This is a genomic window from Pseudomonas profundi (assembly GCF_008638305.1).
GTDB classification, from domain to species: Bacteria; Pseudomonadota; Gammaproteobacteria; order Pseudomonadales; family Pseudomonadaceae; genus Halopseudomonas; species Halopseudomonas profundi.
Map to the genome: position 1 here is coordinate 35121 of NZ_VTPZ01000007.1, position 17184 is coordinate 52304.

General features: G+C 58.1%; 12 protein-coding genes. 8 read left to right on the forward strand and 4 right to left on the reverse strand.

The genetic code is table 11. The features are described from left to right. Nucleotides 1-57: 57 nt before the first annotated feature. A complete protein-coding gene (locus FZE95_RS10915; protein WP_150300889.1) occupies nt 58-342 on the reverse strand; it encodes a hypothetical protein in 285 nt (94 codons plus the stop codon). A gap of 351 nt (nt 343-693) precedes the next feature. On the opposite strand from FZE95_RS10915, the gene FZE95_RS10920 reads away from it, so the two are divergent. The 8 genes from FZE95_RS10920 to FZE95_RS10955 all read left to right on the forward strand — a co-directional run bounded on the left by FZE95_RS10920 (nt 694) and on the right by FZE95_RS10955 (nt 9356). Beyond that, nucleotides 694-1347, forward strand: coding sequence for an ABC transporter ATP-binding protein (locus tag FZE95_RS10920; protein WP_150301042.1), 654 nt, complete (start codon nt 694-696; stop codon nt 1345-1347). Between the two features lie 22 nt (nt 1348-1369). Continuing rightward, nucleotides 1370-3904 (forward strand): ABC transporter permease, encoded by a 2535-nt coding sequence (locus tag FZE95_RS10925; protein WP_223825034.1) that lies wholly within the window; start codon nt 1370-1372, stop codon nt 3902-3904. 153 nt (nt 3905-4057) lie between these two features. Next, nucleotides 4058-4474, forward strand: a complete 417-nt coding sequence (locus FZE95_RS10930) for a hypothetical protein (protein WP_150300891.1) — start codon at nt 4058-4060, stop codon at nt 4472-4474. Next, nucleotides 4471-5325, forward strand: coding sequence for an aldo/keto reductase (locus FZE95_RS10935; protein ID WP_223825035.1), 855 nt, complete (start codon nt 4471-4473; stop codon nt 5323-5325). The genes FZE95_RS10930 and FZE95_RS10935 overlap by 4 nt, the downstream gene beginning before the upstream one ends. Before the next feature lie 54 nt (nt 5326-5379). After that, nucleotides 5380-6066: a DUF6064 family protein gene (locus FZE95_RS10940; protein WP_150300892.1), complete on the forward strand. Its 687-nt coding sequence runs from the start codon at nt 5380-5382 to the stop codon at nt 6064-6066. 47 nt (nt 6067-6113) lie between these two features. Then, nucleotides 6114-7370: an MFS transporter gene (locus FZE95_RS10945; protein WP_150300893.1), complete on the forward strand. Its 1257-nt coding sequence runs from the start codon at nt 6114-6116 to the stop codon at nt 7368-7370. Between the two features lie 187 nt (nt 7371-7557). After that, a complete protein-coding gene (locus tag FZE95_RS10950; protein WP_150300894.1) occupies nt 7558-8874 on the forward strand; it encodes a type II toxin-antitoxin system HipA family toxin in 1317 nt (438 codons plus the stop codon). Further along, nucleotides 8871-9356, forward strand: coding sequence for a helix-turn-helix domain-containing protein (locus tag FZE95_RS10955; protein ID WP_223825036.1), 486 nt, complete (start codon nt 8871-8873; stop codon nt 9354-9356). Before FZE95_RS10950 ends, FZE95_RS10955 begins: the two co-directional genes overlap by 4 nt. 241 nt (nt 9357-9597) lie before the next feature. Here the strand turns inward: FZE95_RS10955 and FZE95_RS10960 are convergent, their stop codons facing one another. The 3 genes from FZE95_RS10960 to FZE95_RS10970 all read right to left on the reverse strand — a co-directional run bounded on the left by FZE95_RS10960 (nt 9598) and on the right by FZE95_RS10970 (nt 17087). Further along, entirely contained in the window at nt 9598-10584 is a 987-nt protein-coding gene (locus FZE95_RS10960; protein WP_150300896.1) for an LLM class flavin-dependent oxidoreductase, read from the reverse strand. Nucleotides 10585-10693: 109 nt separating this feature from the next. Further along, on the reverse strand, nt 10694-11410 hold the full coding sequence (locus FZE95_RS10965; protein WP_150300897.1) for a hypothetical protein: 717 nt from the start codon (nt 11408-11410) through the stop codon (nt 10694-10696). A 595-nt stretch (nt 11411-12005) separates the two neighbouring features. Then, complete coding sequence (locus FZE95_RS10970; protein WP_150300898.1) at nt 12006-17087, reverse strand: AAA family ATPase; 5082 nt, start codon at nt 17085-17087, stop codon at nt 12006-12008. Nucleotides 17088-17184: the final 97 nt, after the last annotated feature.

Sequence of the window (17184 nt, forward strand, 5' to 3'; positions counted from 1 at the left end):
TCGCCAACAAAATAGAATATGGCATTTCAGTTTTCCAGCCTGAACTCCATGGCTTTGTTAGCCACTAAGGCTCCATCTTGATGACGACGTAGGATGGCCATTCACCTTCACGCTTTCATGCGAACTCAATTCATTGATGCCAAACTTTGACGAGTTCGCCTTTAGATATTTACCGAACTGCGCATTCCACGAATCTTTGACTGGCACTCCCTTATTAGAATGAAATCCGCCCATGTAAAGCTCGATGATATCTGTCGTGAGAGCGCTAGCCTCGTTCCTCTCACGCATCTCGGCAAGAACCTGTTGAAGCCTTTCTTCGTTGATATCGATATGGTCTGTCATAACTACTCCTGATTTTGGCTAGCATCTGGCACTAGTGGCGGCGGGCAGTGTTAATCGGCCCTGCTTTAAGTCGCTCGTGATTTCACTTTGCAATGAAAGCCTAGCACAGCGTTAATACTACGCTCCTTGATTTGATTGACGTGCCTGTGAACATAGGGGAGACCCTGCAAGCCGCCCAGTCGGAAACTGGATATACCCGCAACGCACTCTGGGCATTCTCGGCAAGAATGTCGCCACGAGGGCTAGTATTTCAAACGCGTTGCCTGCAGAAGTTCGCACCGGACATGGCATAGTGTCAGCCCGTGCCCCCTAGGAACAACAACAGGAGCCTCTGTGTCCACCAGCGTGCAAATGAGCGGTATTCACCTCAGTTACTCCACAGAGTCAGGTACCGTTGCGGTGCTTAACGACGCCTCGCTCAATGTTCCACCCGGCGAGTCCCTGGCGATTACCGGCCCCTCCGGCAGTGGCAAGACCTCGCTTCTGCTGTTGCTTTCCGGTCTTGAACGACCCGACCAGGGCGAGATACGGGTGGGCAGCCAGCGCCTGGGCGACATGGACTCCAATGCGCTGGCCGACTGGCGCAGCGAGCACCTGGGTATCATCTTTCAGTCATTTCATTTGCTGCCGGGGCTCAGCGCGCTGGGCAACGTCAGCCTGCCGCTGGAGATTGCCGGGCAGGCCAATGCCCGCGAGCGCGCCCTGGCCATGCTCGAAGCTGTGGGGCTGAGCCATCGACTGCAGCACCACCCCACCCAGCTTTCCGGTGGCGAACAGCAGCGTGTGGCTATTGCGCGCGCACTGGTGCATCAGCCAAGCCTGCTGCTGGGCGACGAGCCAACCGGCAACCTGGACCAGATAACCGGTGAGAAGGTGCTGACGCTGCTGTTCGACCTGCACAGGCAAAGCCAATCCACCCTGGTGCTGGTAACCCACGACGAGCGAGTAGCCGAGCGCTGCCAGCACCGGGTCAGAATGGATGCAGGGCACCTGCATGCGCTCTGAGGCCTCTAACAAAGCGCTGTGGATGCTCAGATTTGCGGTTTCAGATCTGCGCTCGCGCATCTCCGTGCTCAAGATCTTTCTGGCCTGCCTGATACTCGGCGTCACGCTGGTGGCGGCCACAGCCAGTCTCTATCGGGTGATCGAGCAGAGCCTGCTGGCGGATACCCGCGCGCTCCTGGGCGGCGATGTCGAACTGGATTCCAGCGAGCCCCTGCCGGATGACGTGCTCGAATGGCTCCGGACCAGCGGCACCATCTCGCTGGTGCGCCAGCTCGACACCATGGTCACTGACGCAGACGGCGAGAATTTTTTCAGGGCCGCGATACTGATCCCCGATGCAGCCTACCCGCTGTACGGCGAATTACAGCTGATGCCAGAGCAACCCCTGGCCGCGGCAACTGCACAACAGGACGCGCTCTGGGGCGCAGTGGTCGACCCCCTCCTGGCTGAACGCCTGGGCCAGACCATTGGCGATCAGATACAGATTGGCGCGGCGACCTTTCGCATCAGCGGCCTGATTCAGACACAGCCCGATCGCAGCCTGAATGCCAACTGGCGCGGTTTGCCGATCATCATTTCTGACGAGGCGCTGCAGGCCGCTCAGCTGATACAACCGGGCAGCCGCATCGACTATGAATACCGGGTGCAGACCGACCGCGACCTGACTCTCTGGCTGGATGAATTCGAGCAGGCTTTTCCCGATACCCGCTGGGACACCACCACCTTTGCCGAGCGCAGCGAGCGCCTGGCCGAACGGCTGGACCACATTGCCACGGCGCTGATCCTGATCGCCTTCACTACGCTGTTTATCGGCGGCCTGGGGGTCGCCAACAGCATCCATGCCTACCTGGATGAAAAACTCGGCACCATCGCCACGCTGCAAACGCTAGGCCTGCGGCGCGGGCCGCTGGTGCGCATCTATCTGCTGCAGATCGGCATACTCGGCAGCCTTGCCGGCCTTATCGGCGGTGCCATCGGGTTGGGGTTGTCTGCGGTAGCCCTGAGCCTGGCCGGCGATGCCTTCGCGGTATCCGAATCGAGCGGCGCCAGCCAATGGATAAAGATGTGGCTCCTACCCTTGCTCATGAGCTGGCTGTTTGCAGTGCTGACCGCCTACGTCTTCGCGCTACCAGCCCTGGCCAGAGCCCTTGCTGCATCACCGGCCGGGCTGTTCAGAGGCAAAGTCCAGGCCGCCAGCCATGAACCTCGTATTTGGCGCATAGCCAGCTATATGCTCCTGGCTGTGTACATCGGGGCCCTACTGCTTTGGCTGCCTTCTTCTCAGCTCGGCTTTCTGTTCCTGCTCGCGCTGGTCGTGCTCTGGGGCTTGCTGGAAGGTCTGATCAAGGGCCTGCGGCACGCTGCCAAAGCGCTGGAAAACGGCGGCTTTGCTGATCGCAATTTCGCCCGGCGGCTGGCTCTGGCCAATCTGCACCGGCCAGATTCGCCGTTACGGGCAACGCTACTTTCGCTGGGTACGGCGCTGACACTGGTCGTCGCTTGCACCCTGCTCGTCAGTACCCTGCTGCGCGCGCTGGAATCCACCATACCGGCCGAAGCACCCGCCCTGATCCTGTATGACGTTCTGCCTGATCAGACTGACAGGCTCCAGGCGGACCTCGAATCGCTCGACTCTTCCAGCCAGACCGAACTGCTGCCCCTGGTACGGGCCCGCCTGGCAACCATCAACCAGGCACCCATCGCCGAAGTGCTAGCGGACGACTCGCAAGCCAGACGCGAAGCCATGGGTGATGAATACAAACTCAGCTATCTGTCCGGCAACCCGGAAGATCTGGAGCTGATAGCAGGCGACTGGTGGACGGTACCTGCGCCGCAGGGCGAGCCCGCCTTTATGGCCATGGAAGATCGGGAAGCCAACAAACTCGGGCTTACCGTTGGCGACCAGGTGGCATTTCTGGTCCAAGGCCAGACCATAGCCGCCGAAATTAAAGCCCTCTATCGGCAGAAAGGTTTGCAAACCCGGTTCTGGTTCGAAGGCGTACTGCAAGATGGCGCACTGGATGCGCTGATCGGCCGTTACGTCGGCGTTGTCTACCAGAGCGACCCGGCCGCAAAACAATCCCAGCAGTGGCTGGCCAGGAACATACCGAACGTAATGACCCTGCGCACCGCCGACTGGCTCGAAACCGCGGGTGACCTGCTCGGCAAGGCCACCGCTGGCCTTGCCGCCGTCGCCCTGGTCAGTCTGACTGCAAGCCTACTGGTACTGTCCAGCGTGGTCAGTGTCAGCCGCAGGCGCCAGCTTTATGAAGCCAACCTGTTACATTGCCTCGGCGCCAGGCACCGGGCTATTCGCCTCGCCATGCTGCTGGAAACAGGGTTGCTTACCTTCATTTCGACCCTGTTCGCTACCGCCCTCGGCGCGCTGATTGCCCTGCCGCTGGCGGCCACGCTGCTCAAGCTGCCAGCAGGTGATCTATGGTGGCTCGGAGCGCTGGTGGCGGGTGCGGTCAGTTCGCTTGCGTTATTGGGCGGGCTGCTCCCAACGCTAAGGGCGTTGCAGATGAATCAGGCAATGTTGTTGCGGGAGGGTTGAGCGATCAGCCATATCACAAGCCAAACGACGCGGTGACGACAAACGAGGTGCGCCAGCCTGGCTCGTGAGTATCCAACGGGTACTCACGAGCTAGACTGCATCAGAACCAGAAATCAAACAGTCAGGTCCCGACGGCCTGGGACAGGAGTCGTTATGTCACCGCCCTCCCGACAACCTTCAAGCGCCTGGATCCGCTTTCTCGCCCACCTGCTGTTCATCCTCGCCGCCTGGACGCTGTTCATCAAATACCTGTTTCCCATTGGCTATGCTTTGGCCTACGGGGAGCCCTGGGCGCGCTATATCTATTGGGATCTGTGGCCACTGGCCCACATCTGGCTGGGTTGGGCGCTGTTGGCGCGGCCTCGTTATACGCGTGCCCTGGCCGTTGGCATGTCCATCATTGAAATTCTCATCATCTGCACCCTGTTCGTCCGTTTTCTCGCCGACCCGGAGTGGTCGATCTGGCGCACCAACTGGTTTGTTAATAAGGTGTTCGTGCTGACATGCTTTGTTCTGGTGTTGGCTTCCACGGTGCCGATTCATAAAAACATGAAGGAGCGACCGCTATGAACCATCGCATCACGCGCAGACAAAGCCTCAAGCTCATCGGCGCGACACTGGCCGCCATGCTGCTGCCGTCGATACGCCTTCGCGCCAACACTGGCGGGCCGCAGCAGACGCTTCCGGTCATCGGCCTGGGTACCTGGCGCACCTTCAATGTCGGCAGCGATCCGAAGTTGCTCGATGCCCGCACTGAGGTGGTAAAGGCGTTCTTCGAGCACGGCGGCGGCCTAATTGATTCCTCGCCCATGTACGGTTCGGCGCCGGACGTGATGGGCTATGCGTTACAGCAGCTCGGCACGCCCGAGAGTCTGTTTTCTGCAGAGAAGGTCTGGAGCCCGGCCGGGGGATCGGCCCGCGAGCAGGTAGCCGAACTGCAGGACCGCTGGAACCTGGAACACTTCGATCTGGTGCAGGTACATAACCTGACCGACTGGCGCGAGCACCTGGCAGCGCTCAAGGAGATGAAAGCCGAGGGCGCAATCGGGCATATCGGCATCACTACCTCGCACGGGCGCCGCCACCGAGAGATCGAACAGATCATGACCACGGAGGACATCGATTTCGTTCAGCTCACCTACAACATCGCCCAGCGCGAGGCCGAAGATAGGCTGCTGCCCCTGGCAGAAGAACGCGGCATCGGCGTGATCGCCAACCGGCCTTACAATGGCGGCAGTCTGATCAAGAGCCTCAAGCGCCGTAACGAGCCACTGCCCAAGTGGGCGCAAGCGGAATGCGGCTGCAACACCTGGGCAGACTTTTCTGCTGAAGTTTATCGTCAGTCACCCGGCGATAACCTGCGCCATCCCCGCGACCACCCAGGTCGAACATCTGCAGGAAAACATGCGCGCCGGTCATGATCCCATGCCCTCCCCTGACGCCCGGCAGCGGATGGCAGCCTATATCGAGTCGCTATGAACGACTGGGCGAGCTACCGACTGCAGGACTTCATTCCCTTCACGGCGGATGTCTACCTCCGCCTGCTTGAACGCATGGGCGAGACCTTCTGGCCGCTGCACCTGCTGACCCTGGCGCTGGGCGCAGCCGCGCTTGTGCTTGCATTTAAAGACCACACACGGCTCGCCTGCCTGCTGCCCGCCCCGCTCTGGGCCTTCGTCGCCATCGCATTTTTTATGCAGCGCTATGCAGAACTCAACTGGGCCGGGGACTATGTTGGCTACGCGTTCATCGCCCAGGCCGTGCTACTGGCACTGATGGGGCTGACCGGGTTTGGCCTGGATACAACACCGCGCCGCACAAGCCCACCGGTCGTCATCGGCGCAGCAATTACCCTGTTCGGCCTGGTCATCCTGCCGCTGATGGCGCTGCTCACCGGCAGTTCCTGGTACCAGGCACAAGTGTTCGGCATCCACGCCGATCCCACAGCAATCACCACCTTGGGCCTGGCGCTAATCCTGCTACGCAGTTTGGCGCTCTGGATTGCAGTTATCATCCCGGCGCTCTGGATGCTGGTCTCCGGTCTCACGTTGCAGGTGCTGAGTACGTCCGGGGCCGGTGCATTGTTCGCCATTCTGGCAATCGCATTGCTCGGTGTAGTCTGGAAGAGCATTGAGTCCTGGTCGGCCCACCACAGCGGATAACTGTTAATCTGAGCGGCTGCGAAGTGTCAGATTAGAAGAGAGCCTCGATGTCCCAGAATGCAAACCGACCGAACATGGTGCTTACCGTACTGTGCGGCACCCTTACGTCCCTGGTTGTGATCGGGTTCGCCCGGCTGGCGTTTGGCATCATCCTGCCAGCGATGCGCGCGGACCTTGGCTTGTCCTACCAGCAGGCCGGGATTCTCAGCACCGTTACCGCCCTGTGTTATGTGTCCTTCGTGCTGGCCGGGGGCCTAGCGGCTGCTCGCTGGGGCGCCAAGGCCTCGGTCATGTTTGGCATGCTCACGGTATCCGTAGGGTTTCTGGGTCTGGCGATGGCCGCAAACTTCTGGCTGGTGATGTTCCTGATGGGGCTACTGGGGTTCGGTACCGCCTTTGCGTTTGCGCCCATGGTGGCCCTGCTGGCGACCTGGTTTCCCGATAAGCGCGGGCTGGTGATTGGCTGCATGACCAGTGGCGTGGGTGTCGGCATTCTGGTGTCCGGTGTCCTGGTGCCCTTTCTGTTCAACCTATTCGGCGAGCAGGGTTGGCGGGTCAGCTGGGGCGTGTTTGCTGGCGCAGCGCTGCTCGTGGCGACACTGATCGGCCTGTTCGTACGCAATCCCCCAAAGGCCACCGCCAGCACCACTGGCAGCCTGCCCTCGGATGACAAGTGGCGGATCTACCGCAACCCCCGCATCCTGATCGTGGCCACCACCTACGGCATCATCGGCCTGGGCTATATCGTCCAGACGGTGTTCATGATCAGTTTCATGGTCGAAAGCGGCCACAGCGAAGCCATCGCAGGACGCTTCATGGCAATGATGGGCCTGATGTCCATCGCTGCCGGTCCGCTATGGGGATGGGTATCTGATTTCTGGGGCCGGGGCAACGCGCTGTCGATGTGCATCTTCCTGGTGATCGTGGGTATGGCGTTGCCCCTCATCGACCAATCACTGCCCTACTTCTTCGTCCATTATCTGGTGATGGGCGCTTCGGTCAACGGACTCTTTGCGATGATTCAGACCAGCGCTACGGATCAGGTCGCGCCCCGCTACATCCCCATCGCGTTCAGTTTCGCGACCTTGTTCTTTGCCTTCGGCCAATTCCTCGGCCCCGCCATCGCCGGCTGGCTGATCGAAACCACCGGCGGCTTCACCGCCGCGTTCAGCTTCACCTTCGTGGTGTTGTCGGTGGGCTTTGTCCTGACGCTATTGATCCGCCGCTTTCCCAAAGAGTGGGCGGTTGGGGAGCCGAAGACGGAGCCGGTGCAGTCTCCTGAAGGCTCGGGAACAATTAGATGAGCAAGGAGCCCCGTCTCCAGCGGGGCGTAACTGAGCGGTATGCTCACTGCAGGCACGTTAGACAATCCATCGTCGGCATTAAATTGCCGAATTCGCGCAGAATAAGGCCAATTACAGATTTATATTGCCGATTAAGCCCGCATGACCTAGATTAGTCAGCATCTTAATGCCGATTGAGTTCGCCGTAATGTTCGAAGCGCTAACCATACAAACCTATGTAAACGGCCAATGGCACGACGCCCTGGATCTGAGCATCTCAGGTACGCAAGCTGTTGCGGACACCCGCGTTACGACTTCGTATAAGACAACATATCTGCATGATTTCTTTGACGTGATAGATAGCGTTTTCGAACATGCCGTCAGCTTGAACTTGCCGGTCAACTGGAGCCCTGAGGATACCAGAGGCTTCCCAGCCTTCATTCTCGACATCATTCCTGCTGGTCATGCGAGGAAGTCACTGATCAAGCGATTTAATGATGAAAAGCCCCCAGAGATAGATCTTGATCTGTTTCTACTGGGGAGATGTACGCCATCGCCCATCGGCAACCTACGTATCAAAGAGTCCGTTGAGGCTCTTGAGGACACCGGGGCTGAAGCCTTCGCTCGCCAGGAAGTGGTTGAGCGTACCAATGATTTTCTTGAGTACGCTTACGAGGCTGGGGCTGCACTGGGTGGCGCGACTGGCGCTCAGGGCGAAGCACCAAAGCTATTGCTGACCGAGGGGCGTGACGGAAAGCTTTACGCTGATGCCATGCTTGATGATTCTCGCGTGCAATCACACGCATTAGTTAAGTTCGCTCGGAACAAGGTGACGGAGAACGACAAGAACATTCTTCGCGCTGAGTACCAGTACTACAAAGCGGTGTCGCGTCTGGGCTTGAATACCGTTTCGACTCATGGTTTGAGCCTGGAAGAAGCCGAAAGGCCCAGTCTTTGGATGCCACGGTTTGACCGCATCGTGAATGGAGGGAGCGTCGAGCGTCTCGCCGTTGAATCCGTCTACTCCTTACTCGGTAACACAGAGCCTGGATCGAGACTCAAGCATGAGGTTGTGTTGTCGAAGCTGATTGAGTTGTGGTGCTTAAGCGGGCAAGCCGATGAGGTGCCAGAGCTGATCTTTGAATACATACGTCGAGACCTGCTCAACCGAATTCTGGGCAACAGCGACAACCACGGTCGTAACACATCCATATTCCGGTACAGGGAAAGGTTTGATCTGGCCCCGATCTATGACCTGGCCCCGATGGTTTTGGATGCAGATGGCGTAACCAGGGCGACAAAATGGGAAGCCGAAAAGAAAGGGAGCCCAAGGTGGCGTGAAATTTGTGCCGGTTTCCCGGATTGGTATGCCCCGGATTATCTGTATGAGCGTATCCGTGGCGCTGCCAATGAGTTCAGAGCGCTGCCGGATTTGCTCGTAGATATGCCCCTGGATATTCGTCAGTCAAAGGCTATCCCAGTGAATAATCTGGACTCGAATTTTGAGTTATGGGAGCTGCTATGAAAGCCACGACCGGAGAACTGCGTAAACAACTGATCGAAGAGATCATTCAGCTGCACACTGATGGTGAATTAACCCTCGGCATGGCTATTCGCAGGCTTCGTTTGGAGGTTACTGGTTTCGATCAGGAAACCTTTGCTCAAATGTGCGGCATGTCCACCAGAGCGCTGTATCAGTTGGAAACAGACAAAGGTAATCCGACGTTGAGTACCGTCGATTCGATATTGCGTAAGTTTGGGCTACGGATGGGGCTCATGGCTGCGATGCCTGCACACAGAAGGCGCGTTATTGCTGGCGAACGCAGCAGCGTATCTCAAATTGTTAAAGGTGAGGTCGTAAATCGCAAGGTCACCCACGCCATTTCAAGGGGGGCGAAGCCTAAAGGGACAGCGGGGAACAGACCTGCAGTTGGCACGTCGCGCAAAATCGCCAAAAAAGAGACTCAAAAAGATGGGCCAACCAGCGAGGGCGATGTCAGTCAGTAGTTGCGAGTAACGTTGTCGAGGGGCCCGCTTCTGGCTCGCAAGGCGCCGCAACCTCTATCCCGCGCATCGAAAACACCGCTATTCACTTCACCGGGTCGGCCCTCCTCAATTCAGGGTTTACTGGATTGCCGAATCCGAACGAGGCCGGCAACCCAAACGCGCTCCTGGGGGTGTAGCGCGCCTGCGCTACGCCGATGCTCGTCTTCACCTTGGACATCCCGCACACCGCTAGCTTCGGCCATCAACCGTCCTGCAGAGCCTCTGCAATGAGCTGCAGTGACATCAGCCGCTTCTCCGGATCGAAGATATCGCAGACGATCATCAGTTCGTCTGCTCCGGTGTCCTTGATGAGCTGTTGAAGGCCGCGGCGGACGCTTTCTCGGCTACCAACGACGCTGCAGCTGAGCATCTGCCCTGCCTGAGACTTTTCCTGCGGCGTCCAGTAGGTCTCGATATCCTCGATCGGGGGCTGCATCAGGCCGCGCGTCCCGCGAAAAAGGTCGGTGAACGACATCTGCTGTGAGGTAGCGAGATAACGTGCTTCTTCATCCGTCTCGGCTGCGATCACGTTGACCCCGACCAGTGCGTAGGGTTTGTCCGCCTGCGCCGATGGTTTGAAGGTCGAACGATAAACATCCAATGCCTGGTGAAGCGCCTGGGGTGCGAAATGCGATGCGAAGCCATAAGGCAGCCCCAGGGACGCCGCCAACTGCGCACCGAACAGGCTGGAGCCCAGAATCCAGAGAGGCACATTGGTGTCCACGCCAGGGATAGCCTCGATGCGCCGTCCGGCCTTCCTGGGCCCAAGAAACTCCTGTAGCTCTTGAACATCCTGGGGGAAATTCTCGGCGTTGGCCGGGTTGCGGCGCAAGGCGCGCAACGTCATCTGGTCTGTCCCAGGCGCACGGCCCAGCCCGAGATCGATGCGTCCGGGAAACAGGGTTTCCAGGGTGCCAAACTGCTCTGCGATCACGTAAGGGGCATGATTGGGCAGCATGATGCCGCCAGCGCCCACGCGGATACTGCTGGTCCCGGCGGCAATGTGGGCAATGACGACCGAGGTGGCCGCCGTCGTCACGCCAGGCATATTGTGATGCTCGGCCACCCAGATGCGGCGGTAGCCCAGACGCTCAGCGTGCTGAGCCAGGGTGCGAGCCTCGTTGAGTGCGGTACGTGGGTCTGCCCCTTGACGCACACGCCCAAGTTCAAGAATAGAAAGCGGGATCATGGAACGGTTTCCTTTGATAAAAAGTCGCCTGCGGGCAGGCGAGCTGTAAGACTGGGATTCAAGGCAACTGGATAAGCACAGCACAACCAGCCAAGCGGGCCGTATAGGGCTAATCCTTGTCCAGGCGGATGGTAGAGTCCACCGAAAAGTTGGAGTCGTTCAATTCGTTCACCTTTTTGCCCAAGACGCGACGGTGCAGGAACGAAATACCCTGCCGGGTACGCCAGGACGTAGGAGTCAATGTGCTCCCAGCATGGTCGCTTTTGATGTTGAAGTCTCGAGTGGCGCTAATCGGCCGGGGTTCCGGGCCGTACAGAGCGATAATCTGGATACTCAGAGATTCCAATTGTATGTCACCCTCGGGGCAATAGCCCCGCATCGGGATGCCGGCATGCCGCGCCAGGCGGTTGACGAGGCTATGAAACGTACCGATATGCATATACTCACCCGAGAGGAGTGGGCCCTGTCGAGTATTCTCACGAACGTTCTCGGGCGTCACCGATACAGCTTTCCGATTGCCCTCTTCATCCTCACGCTCCTCAGTAGCGGACTGTTCGAAATCCGTGACATCCATTGTGATATAGCCCGCCGAGGTTTTGAGAGTAGCGAGAAGATACTCCACATAGATCGCCTCCTTGCTCATGTTGCTGATGATGCACAGCCCGTCCAGATCCTTTTGCCTGCCGCGGTTGATGATCACCCGGGGCGTGCGCTGCCGGCGAAAGCCGAAATACAGCAAATGGGCGTATATCAGCCAGATAAGCATCGTAGCGATGTTGACGCCGATCTGGATTATCGTCTGGTTTGCTTCGATCCACTCAACCATGGGCTAAACGAAAACTCCTCGATTAACAAATGTCGGGCAAGATGCCGTGCGCGTATGACAATGAAAATTGTGATTTCGTGCACATTTCAAGCACGATGTTATCGGCCTGGGCTGTCCACTGCTTGGTGATGGGCGCTTCGGTCAACGGACTGTTTGCGATGATTCAGACAGTGCCACGGACCAAGTGGCGCCCCGCTGCATACCCATCGCGTTCAGTTTCGCGGCGCTGTTCTTTGCCTTCGGACAATTCCTCAGCGCCGCCATCGCCGGCTGCCTCGCTGGCTGATCGAAACCACCGGCGGCTTCACCGCCGCGTTGAGCTTCTGCTCCTTGGTGCTGTCGGTGGGCTTTGTCCTGGCGCTACTGATCCGCCGCTTTCCCAAAGAGTGGGCGGTTGGGGAGCCGAAGGGGGTGTCGATCCAATCCTCTGAAGGCTCGGATGCAGCGAGATGAGCAAAGGAGCGACGGGTGCGAATTTGACCAATCGCTAGTTGCCTTGAGCGGCAGCAAGCGACCAGAAGTGATCATCGGCTGTCTAGGAAATCCGCGGCGATTCACCTTTCAGCCAGTTCATTGATGAAAAAGATAGGGAGCATCAGATGGCCGGTGTTACGAAGTCGTCGCGCATTCTGAACGCTGCGGATGAGCCGCTTTCGACAAGTACGTCGAGCACATGCAGAATCGCCTCGCGTAGGGTAGGATCACGCTTGAGTTCTAGCGGGCGTGAGTAGACATGCCGCTGGAGCAGGCTTTCGAGTATGAAAACGGTGTTGGACTCGCGCAGCATGTCAGAGCTACTTCCCCGCCGGAGTGCATTTGCGATGTGCTCAAAAGCTGCTGGCATGGAGTGCTCGCCGATGTGGTAGAGAAAACGGGCGTAGCTGTCCAACACGATCGAGACCGGCGGCAGCGCATTGAACAGCAAGTCGACGTTATGGGCATAGCCTTCTAGGCTCCGCCAGTGTCGGACATCGTCCTTCCACCACGAGGTCAGGAAGATCGTCGAGAGCACCTCGCCACCGTATGGATGCTCGCCATCCAGATGGGCAAGCCACTTAGCATGCTTGATCCTTTCGGCAAACAGGTTCCACAGGAACCAGTAATGCTTCGTGTTGGGATTGCGGTCCTCGCTGCTGGTGAAGCCTTGGATGACGTTGTGGACTTCGCGTGGGTGCCTGTCAACCGCGTCGAGGATGGGCTGAAGGACTTGCTCTGCATCGGCGTCTGACGCACGCATCACAAATTGCTGAATGCAGTCAGATATCGACTGCTCCCAGTGGAAGTTCCGGTCACGCCGGTGGGGGGAGCGGTCGTGCTCGCGATTCCAGCAGTCGACCAACTCTTGACTGGCGCGCCTGTGCGCAGCCACTGCCAGAGGATTGCTGGGCACTTGGCCGAAAATCACGAGGACCTTCGCGGACGCCTCGGCTCCGAATACCTCCGTGATGTCGAATCTGATGTGCTCATCTTCGGCGATTGTTTCGTCTTTCCAGAAGCACCGGCGAACCTCTGTGGCTGCGGTAGCGGCGATTGTGTCCAGCGCGTTCCGCTTGTCGTAACGCTTCTTCACCTCGGCCTTCCAAGCGCAATCGGCAATAGCGGCCTCTTTCGCGATGGCGTTTACGGAACGAAGGGCAAGGGCGGGATTCGCAGCCCAAAACTCGTCGTCAATGCCCCAAGTGGCATACGAGCGGACTTCGTCGATCGGGTGGGTTAAAGCAGTAATAAAGGCCTGTCGTACGCGCAGTGCTTGGGTTTGCTTAACCGGCTTGGACAGGAGCAGAGGTACCACGAAAGCACACGGGCGATCTGCGAGCATTGAAAACCGCTGCGCGCGGTTTATGGTCTCCCAGTTGTCCGCGCCGCTGGAAATTTCGGAGCAGATAATATTGCTGCACCAGTCCTGCTCTTGCGATGACATCTCCTCCCAGTGATCGCGGACACAAACGGCGGCGACGAAACCGGGGGCGTTTCGACTGCTGTCCGGGTGTTCGGTTGTATGGTCCATCTCCTGCGCACCTGACAGCTTCTCCCTCCATTGGGCCGGGTCAGCAGAGTCAGAGTCGCGCTGGAATATCTGGAGACCCCAATTGTAGATGGCTAGCCGGGCATTCATTTCTCCCGCCCCCCGTGCGCTCTCATCAATGAGTTGCTGCACTTCGGGGGTAGCAGCTTTAGGTTCGAGGCTGATGTAACTCTTCGAAGGCTCTTTGTCTTCCTCATCGAATGTCGTGGTCAATGCTGGTTGGGCTTTGGCTACGACATACTGGCGCAAGTCCATCCGATGAAGGGCAAGTTGCCATATGAGGTCGTCTTCGTTGCGCTTGTCCGACGAAGGGAGGGTTGCGATGTACTTGTCAATGGTCGCGTGGACCCGTTGGGCCAGAGGGCCGAATTGCAGGTTTGCGATAGCCACCTCGAGGTCATGTTGACGATGCGGTAGCTCGTTCGATGTCTTTCTCTCCTCTTCATAGAGTTTGTTTTGGGCGTTCAGAGTAGGGAACATTCCTGCAAGCATCGACGTCTGGCGCTCGCTGGCCATTCGACTGCGATCAATCAAGATGTAGTCCTGCACAGAAAGCAGTACTAGAAGTGCCTCTCCGGATTGGAGAGGATGGGCGGTTGCCACGCTTGCGACGACCGCCGCTAGCGCTGCCGAATCGCTGCGCTGCAGGATCTCGAGTAGTACTGCGTCTAATCCCGTGGGATGGGACTTTGCATACTCAAGCAGCCATTTCTCGAGAGCCATTAGCAGCGACTGGAGAACATACGGGCTGACACCCAAACCACGGTACATCCCCCAAAGCCGTTGATTCACCCACTGTTTTCGGGTCATCCCGTCTGCGAACGTTAGTTCAGCTTCCCAAGCGGGCTCTAGACGGTCACGAAGAGGTGGATGCGCGTACCACTCGGCGCTGTGATTGAAGATATCTATCAAGAAATCGAGCCCCATTCTCGGGTGGCGCGTGATCAGGTTGAGCCACGGCCCCCTAAAGGCGCTGGCAGGGAAGAAATCGTGGTTCAGGTATCTCTTGATGCCAAAATAAAGTTCGATGTCTAGGGATGAGCGGCCGAAGGACTCCCCGCCCAGATACTCCTTCGTCGCTAGAAAAGCATCCATTGCAATTGAAATTAAAAGATCCGGGAGGTCACGGGCTGCAGGCGCACCATCAAGGCCCGCAAGAAGTATGTTGCTGAATTCTTCGGAGACGGGGTCTCGGCGGCGTCCTTCCTTGATCTGCCCGCGCAGAACGGCTTCGAATCGCCTAGGGTCGGCTTTCGGGATCTTGGCAATAACCTTGAGAACGCGTTTACGGGTATCGCCCCTTCTGTGGTTCTCAACGCTCGGGAGGAGCCAATAAGCAATTCCGGCGATGTGATCAGCACCTTCGATGTCCGGCGTCCACCAGCTGACGCCGCGCACGGCATCCTCGATCAACGCAAGAAGCAGTGGAGAGTCTTCCTGTCCGAAACTTCCAATGTTGCGATGAATCAGTCCTACAACGCTCGCCCAGACCTCGCCGTCCGGTATGCTCAGGATGGAGCTGTGGCCGCGCACTCCGGCAAGCCAGGCTGGCGATGTCATACAGGCAACGCGCAGTAGGTGGATCACCCGCTTGAGTATGGCGCGGTCATTGGCGAGCAAGGCGGCCTCGTGTCGGGCCAGGAATTCTGGTGCAGAAGGTGCCTTCAGCAGTGATACCAGCGTATCGTCTCGGAATTGAGCGGGCACATCGGCTTGCGTGATGGTTGCTCTGAACAGCCGATCAGCAGCGGGCGCGTCGCGGTCAACCAGTTCGGCAATCCACTTCCGGTATGAGCGGCGTACCGCTGGGTGCGGGCCAATAGCGGAGGACAGCGTCTTGAACGATGTCTCATCCGTGAGGTGCTGTTCCTCAATCCATTGGAGGATGGCCCAATCCTCAAGCACATCGTGCGCTGTAGCAACAAGCAGAGGTTTTCCGTCCGGCGAAACAACGAGGGAATCCTGTTTAAGACGATCGATGGCTGCAGCATTAAGTCCTGTAGCGAGCACATGATCTGAAAGTGCGCGCGCCCTACGTACAGCCAGCACCTGCAAAGCTTCTTCGCGTAGACGCGGCATACCGTTGGCGGGACTGTGATCCTCGCGCACGATCTGTCGCCAAAAGACAGCTCGGAAATCACGCTCGCTCTCTGGAAGTGGACGTCCCGTGTCCCAGGGAATCTGGAGTGCCTTGTCGATAAAGTATGGGTTGCGAAGGATCTCGCGCAGAGGCGGACTGCCCAAGGGGACCGCCAGCGACGGAAATGCCGTCTGGAGCTCCTGTAGTTCGGAGTCGTCGAGCGGCGGAACCTCGATGACTGCGTGGTCAATTCCCGCAGGCTGGAGGAAGCTGGCTTTCACCTGCTCTACGGAATAGTCTCGACAGGTCATGACGATGCCGAGGCCGTCGTCGCCCTGAGCCAGCGTCATCAGATCACTGAAGGCGTCGCGTGTTGGTTTTTCGAGCAGGCGTTCGACGCTCTCGATGACGAGCACCTTGCGGTCCTGCGCGCCGAGAATGGCCTGTAGCTCTGTGGCGCGTGCAGGAATCTGACTGCTGTGCAGTGTTTCATCAATGTGAGCGACGGCGAACTCCTCAACCCGGAATCCGAAGGTGAAGAATTCGCGAGAGAGAAAAGACACCGCCTCCTTGCCAATGACAGACTTGCCACTACCAGCGGGTCCCGCGATCAGGACAACTTGCTTCGCTTCGAGGGCTTCAAGAACTTTCTGGATAATCCCAGCGCGCTGCAGGTGAAAGGTCGGTCCAATCGTTTTGCGGATTTTCCTCAGGACGAAATCCGTATGGTTTCGCAGGGCTGTCAGTACGTGTTTCTCTTGCGTTCCCACCTCGCTGTATGACTGGACAAGAGCATCTGGAAGGTCAGTGCGTTTCAGGCTTCGAGCGGCTGGATTGGCGTCGCTGGTAAAGGACAGAAGCCTGTTCCAGGCCGCCGTCGCGCTTGCGAGCGGATCTGAGTCAGTGGACTTGAGAGCGAGCAGTGTCTTGATATGAGCTTCGGTCTGACGGGTCGATGTGTGCAGATCGAGGCTCAGGACGTGTAAGACACACAGGAAGGGCCACAGATCTTCGGCAGTCACTGGCGTGTCTTCCAGTGCGCTGACAATCGTGCAGAGTTCGTTGCACTGGGAGACTGACTTCTTGGAGATGAATCCGTAGAGAGACAGTCGCCGCTGGAATTCTTTGCCATCAGCGGCCCCCCTGGCGCAGTCGAGCAGCCCAGCGAAGTTTTCGAGGAGTGTGTTCGTGCCACGTAGAGTGACGAGGACAAAGCGATCGTACTGGGGGTTGAAAGGGTCGGCTTTCTTGAAGTCTTTCCAGAAATCGCCAACAGCTTTCTTGCACTCATCGTCGGCAGCACTGATCGTGAGGCTGCGCTTCACTTGCCCGACAAGTTGTGCCGGTGCTTCACCTTCCCGCTCGCAGACTACGAGGAAGTCATCCGTATTGAAACCGAGATGCTCTGTCTGGAAGTGGACCTCTGCAACACTTCTATCAGTCAGTATCGGCGGGATGCTGCGGACGAGCAGTTGCGCCAGCCAATAAGCCTCAACATGCTGCTCGAAGTAAACGCCTGCGCCCCCGGTGGCAGCTGGACTTGAAACTCGCTCTTGATTTTGACCATCCATAGTGTCCACCTAATATGGTAACCATCCCCCTAATCGGGGCGGCAGCTGCGTTCAAAGCCTGCCTCGATAACTACATCATGCGAGCGCTCAAACGGCC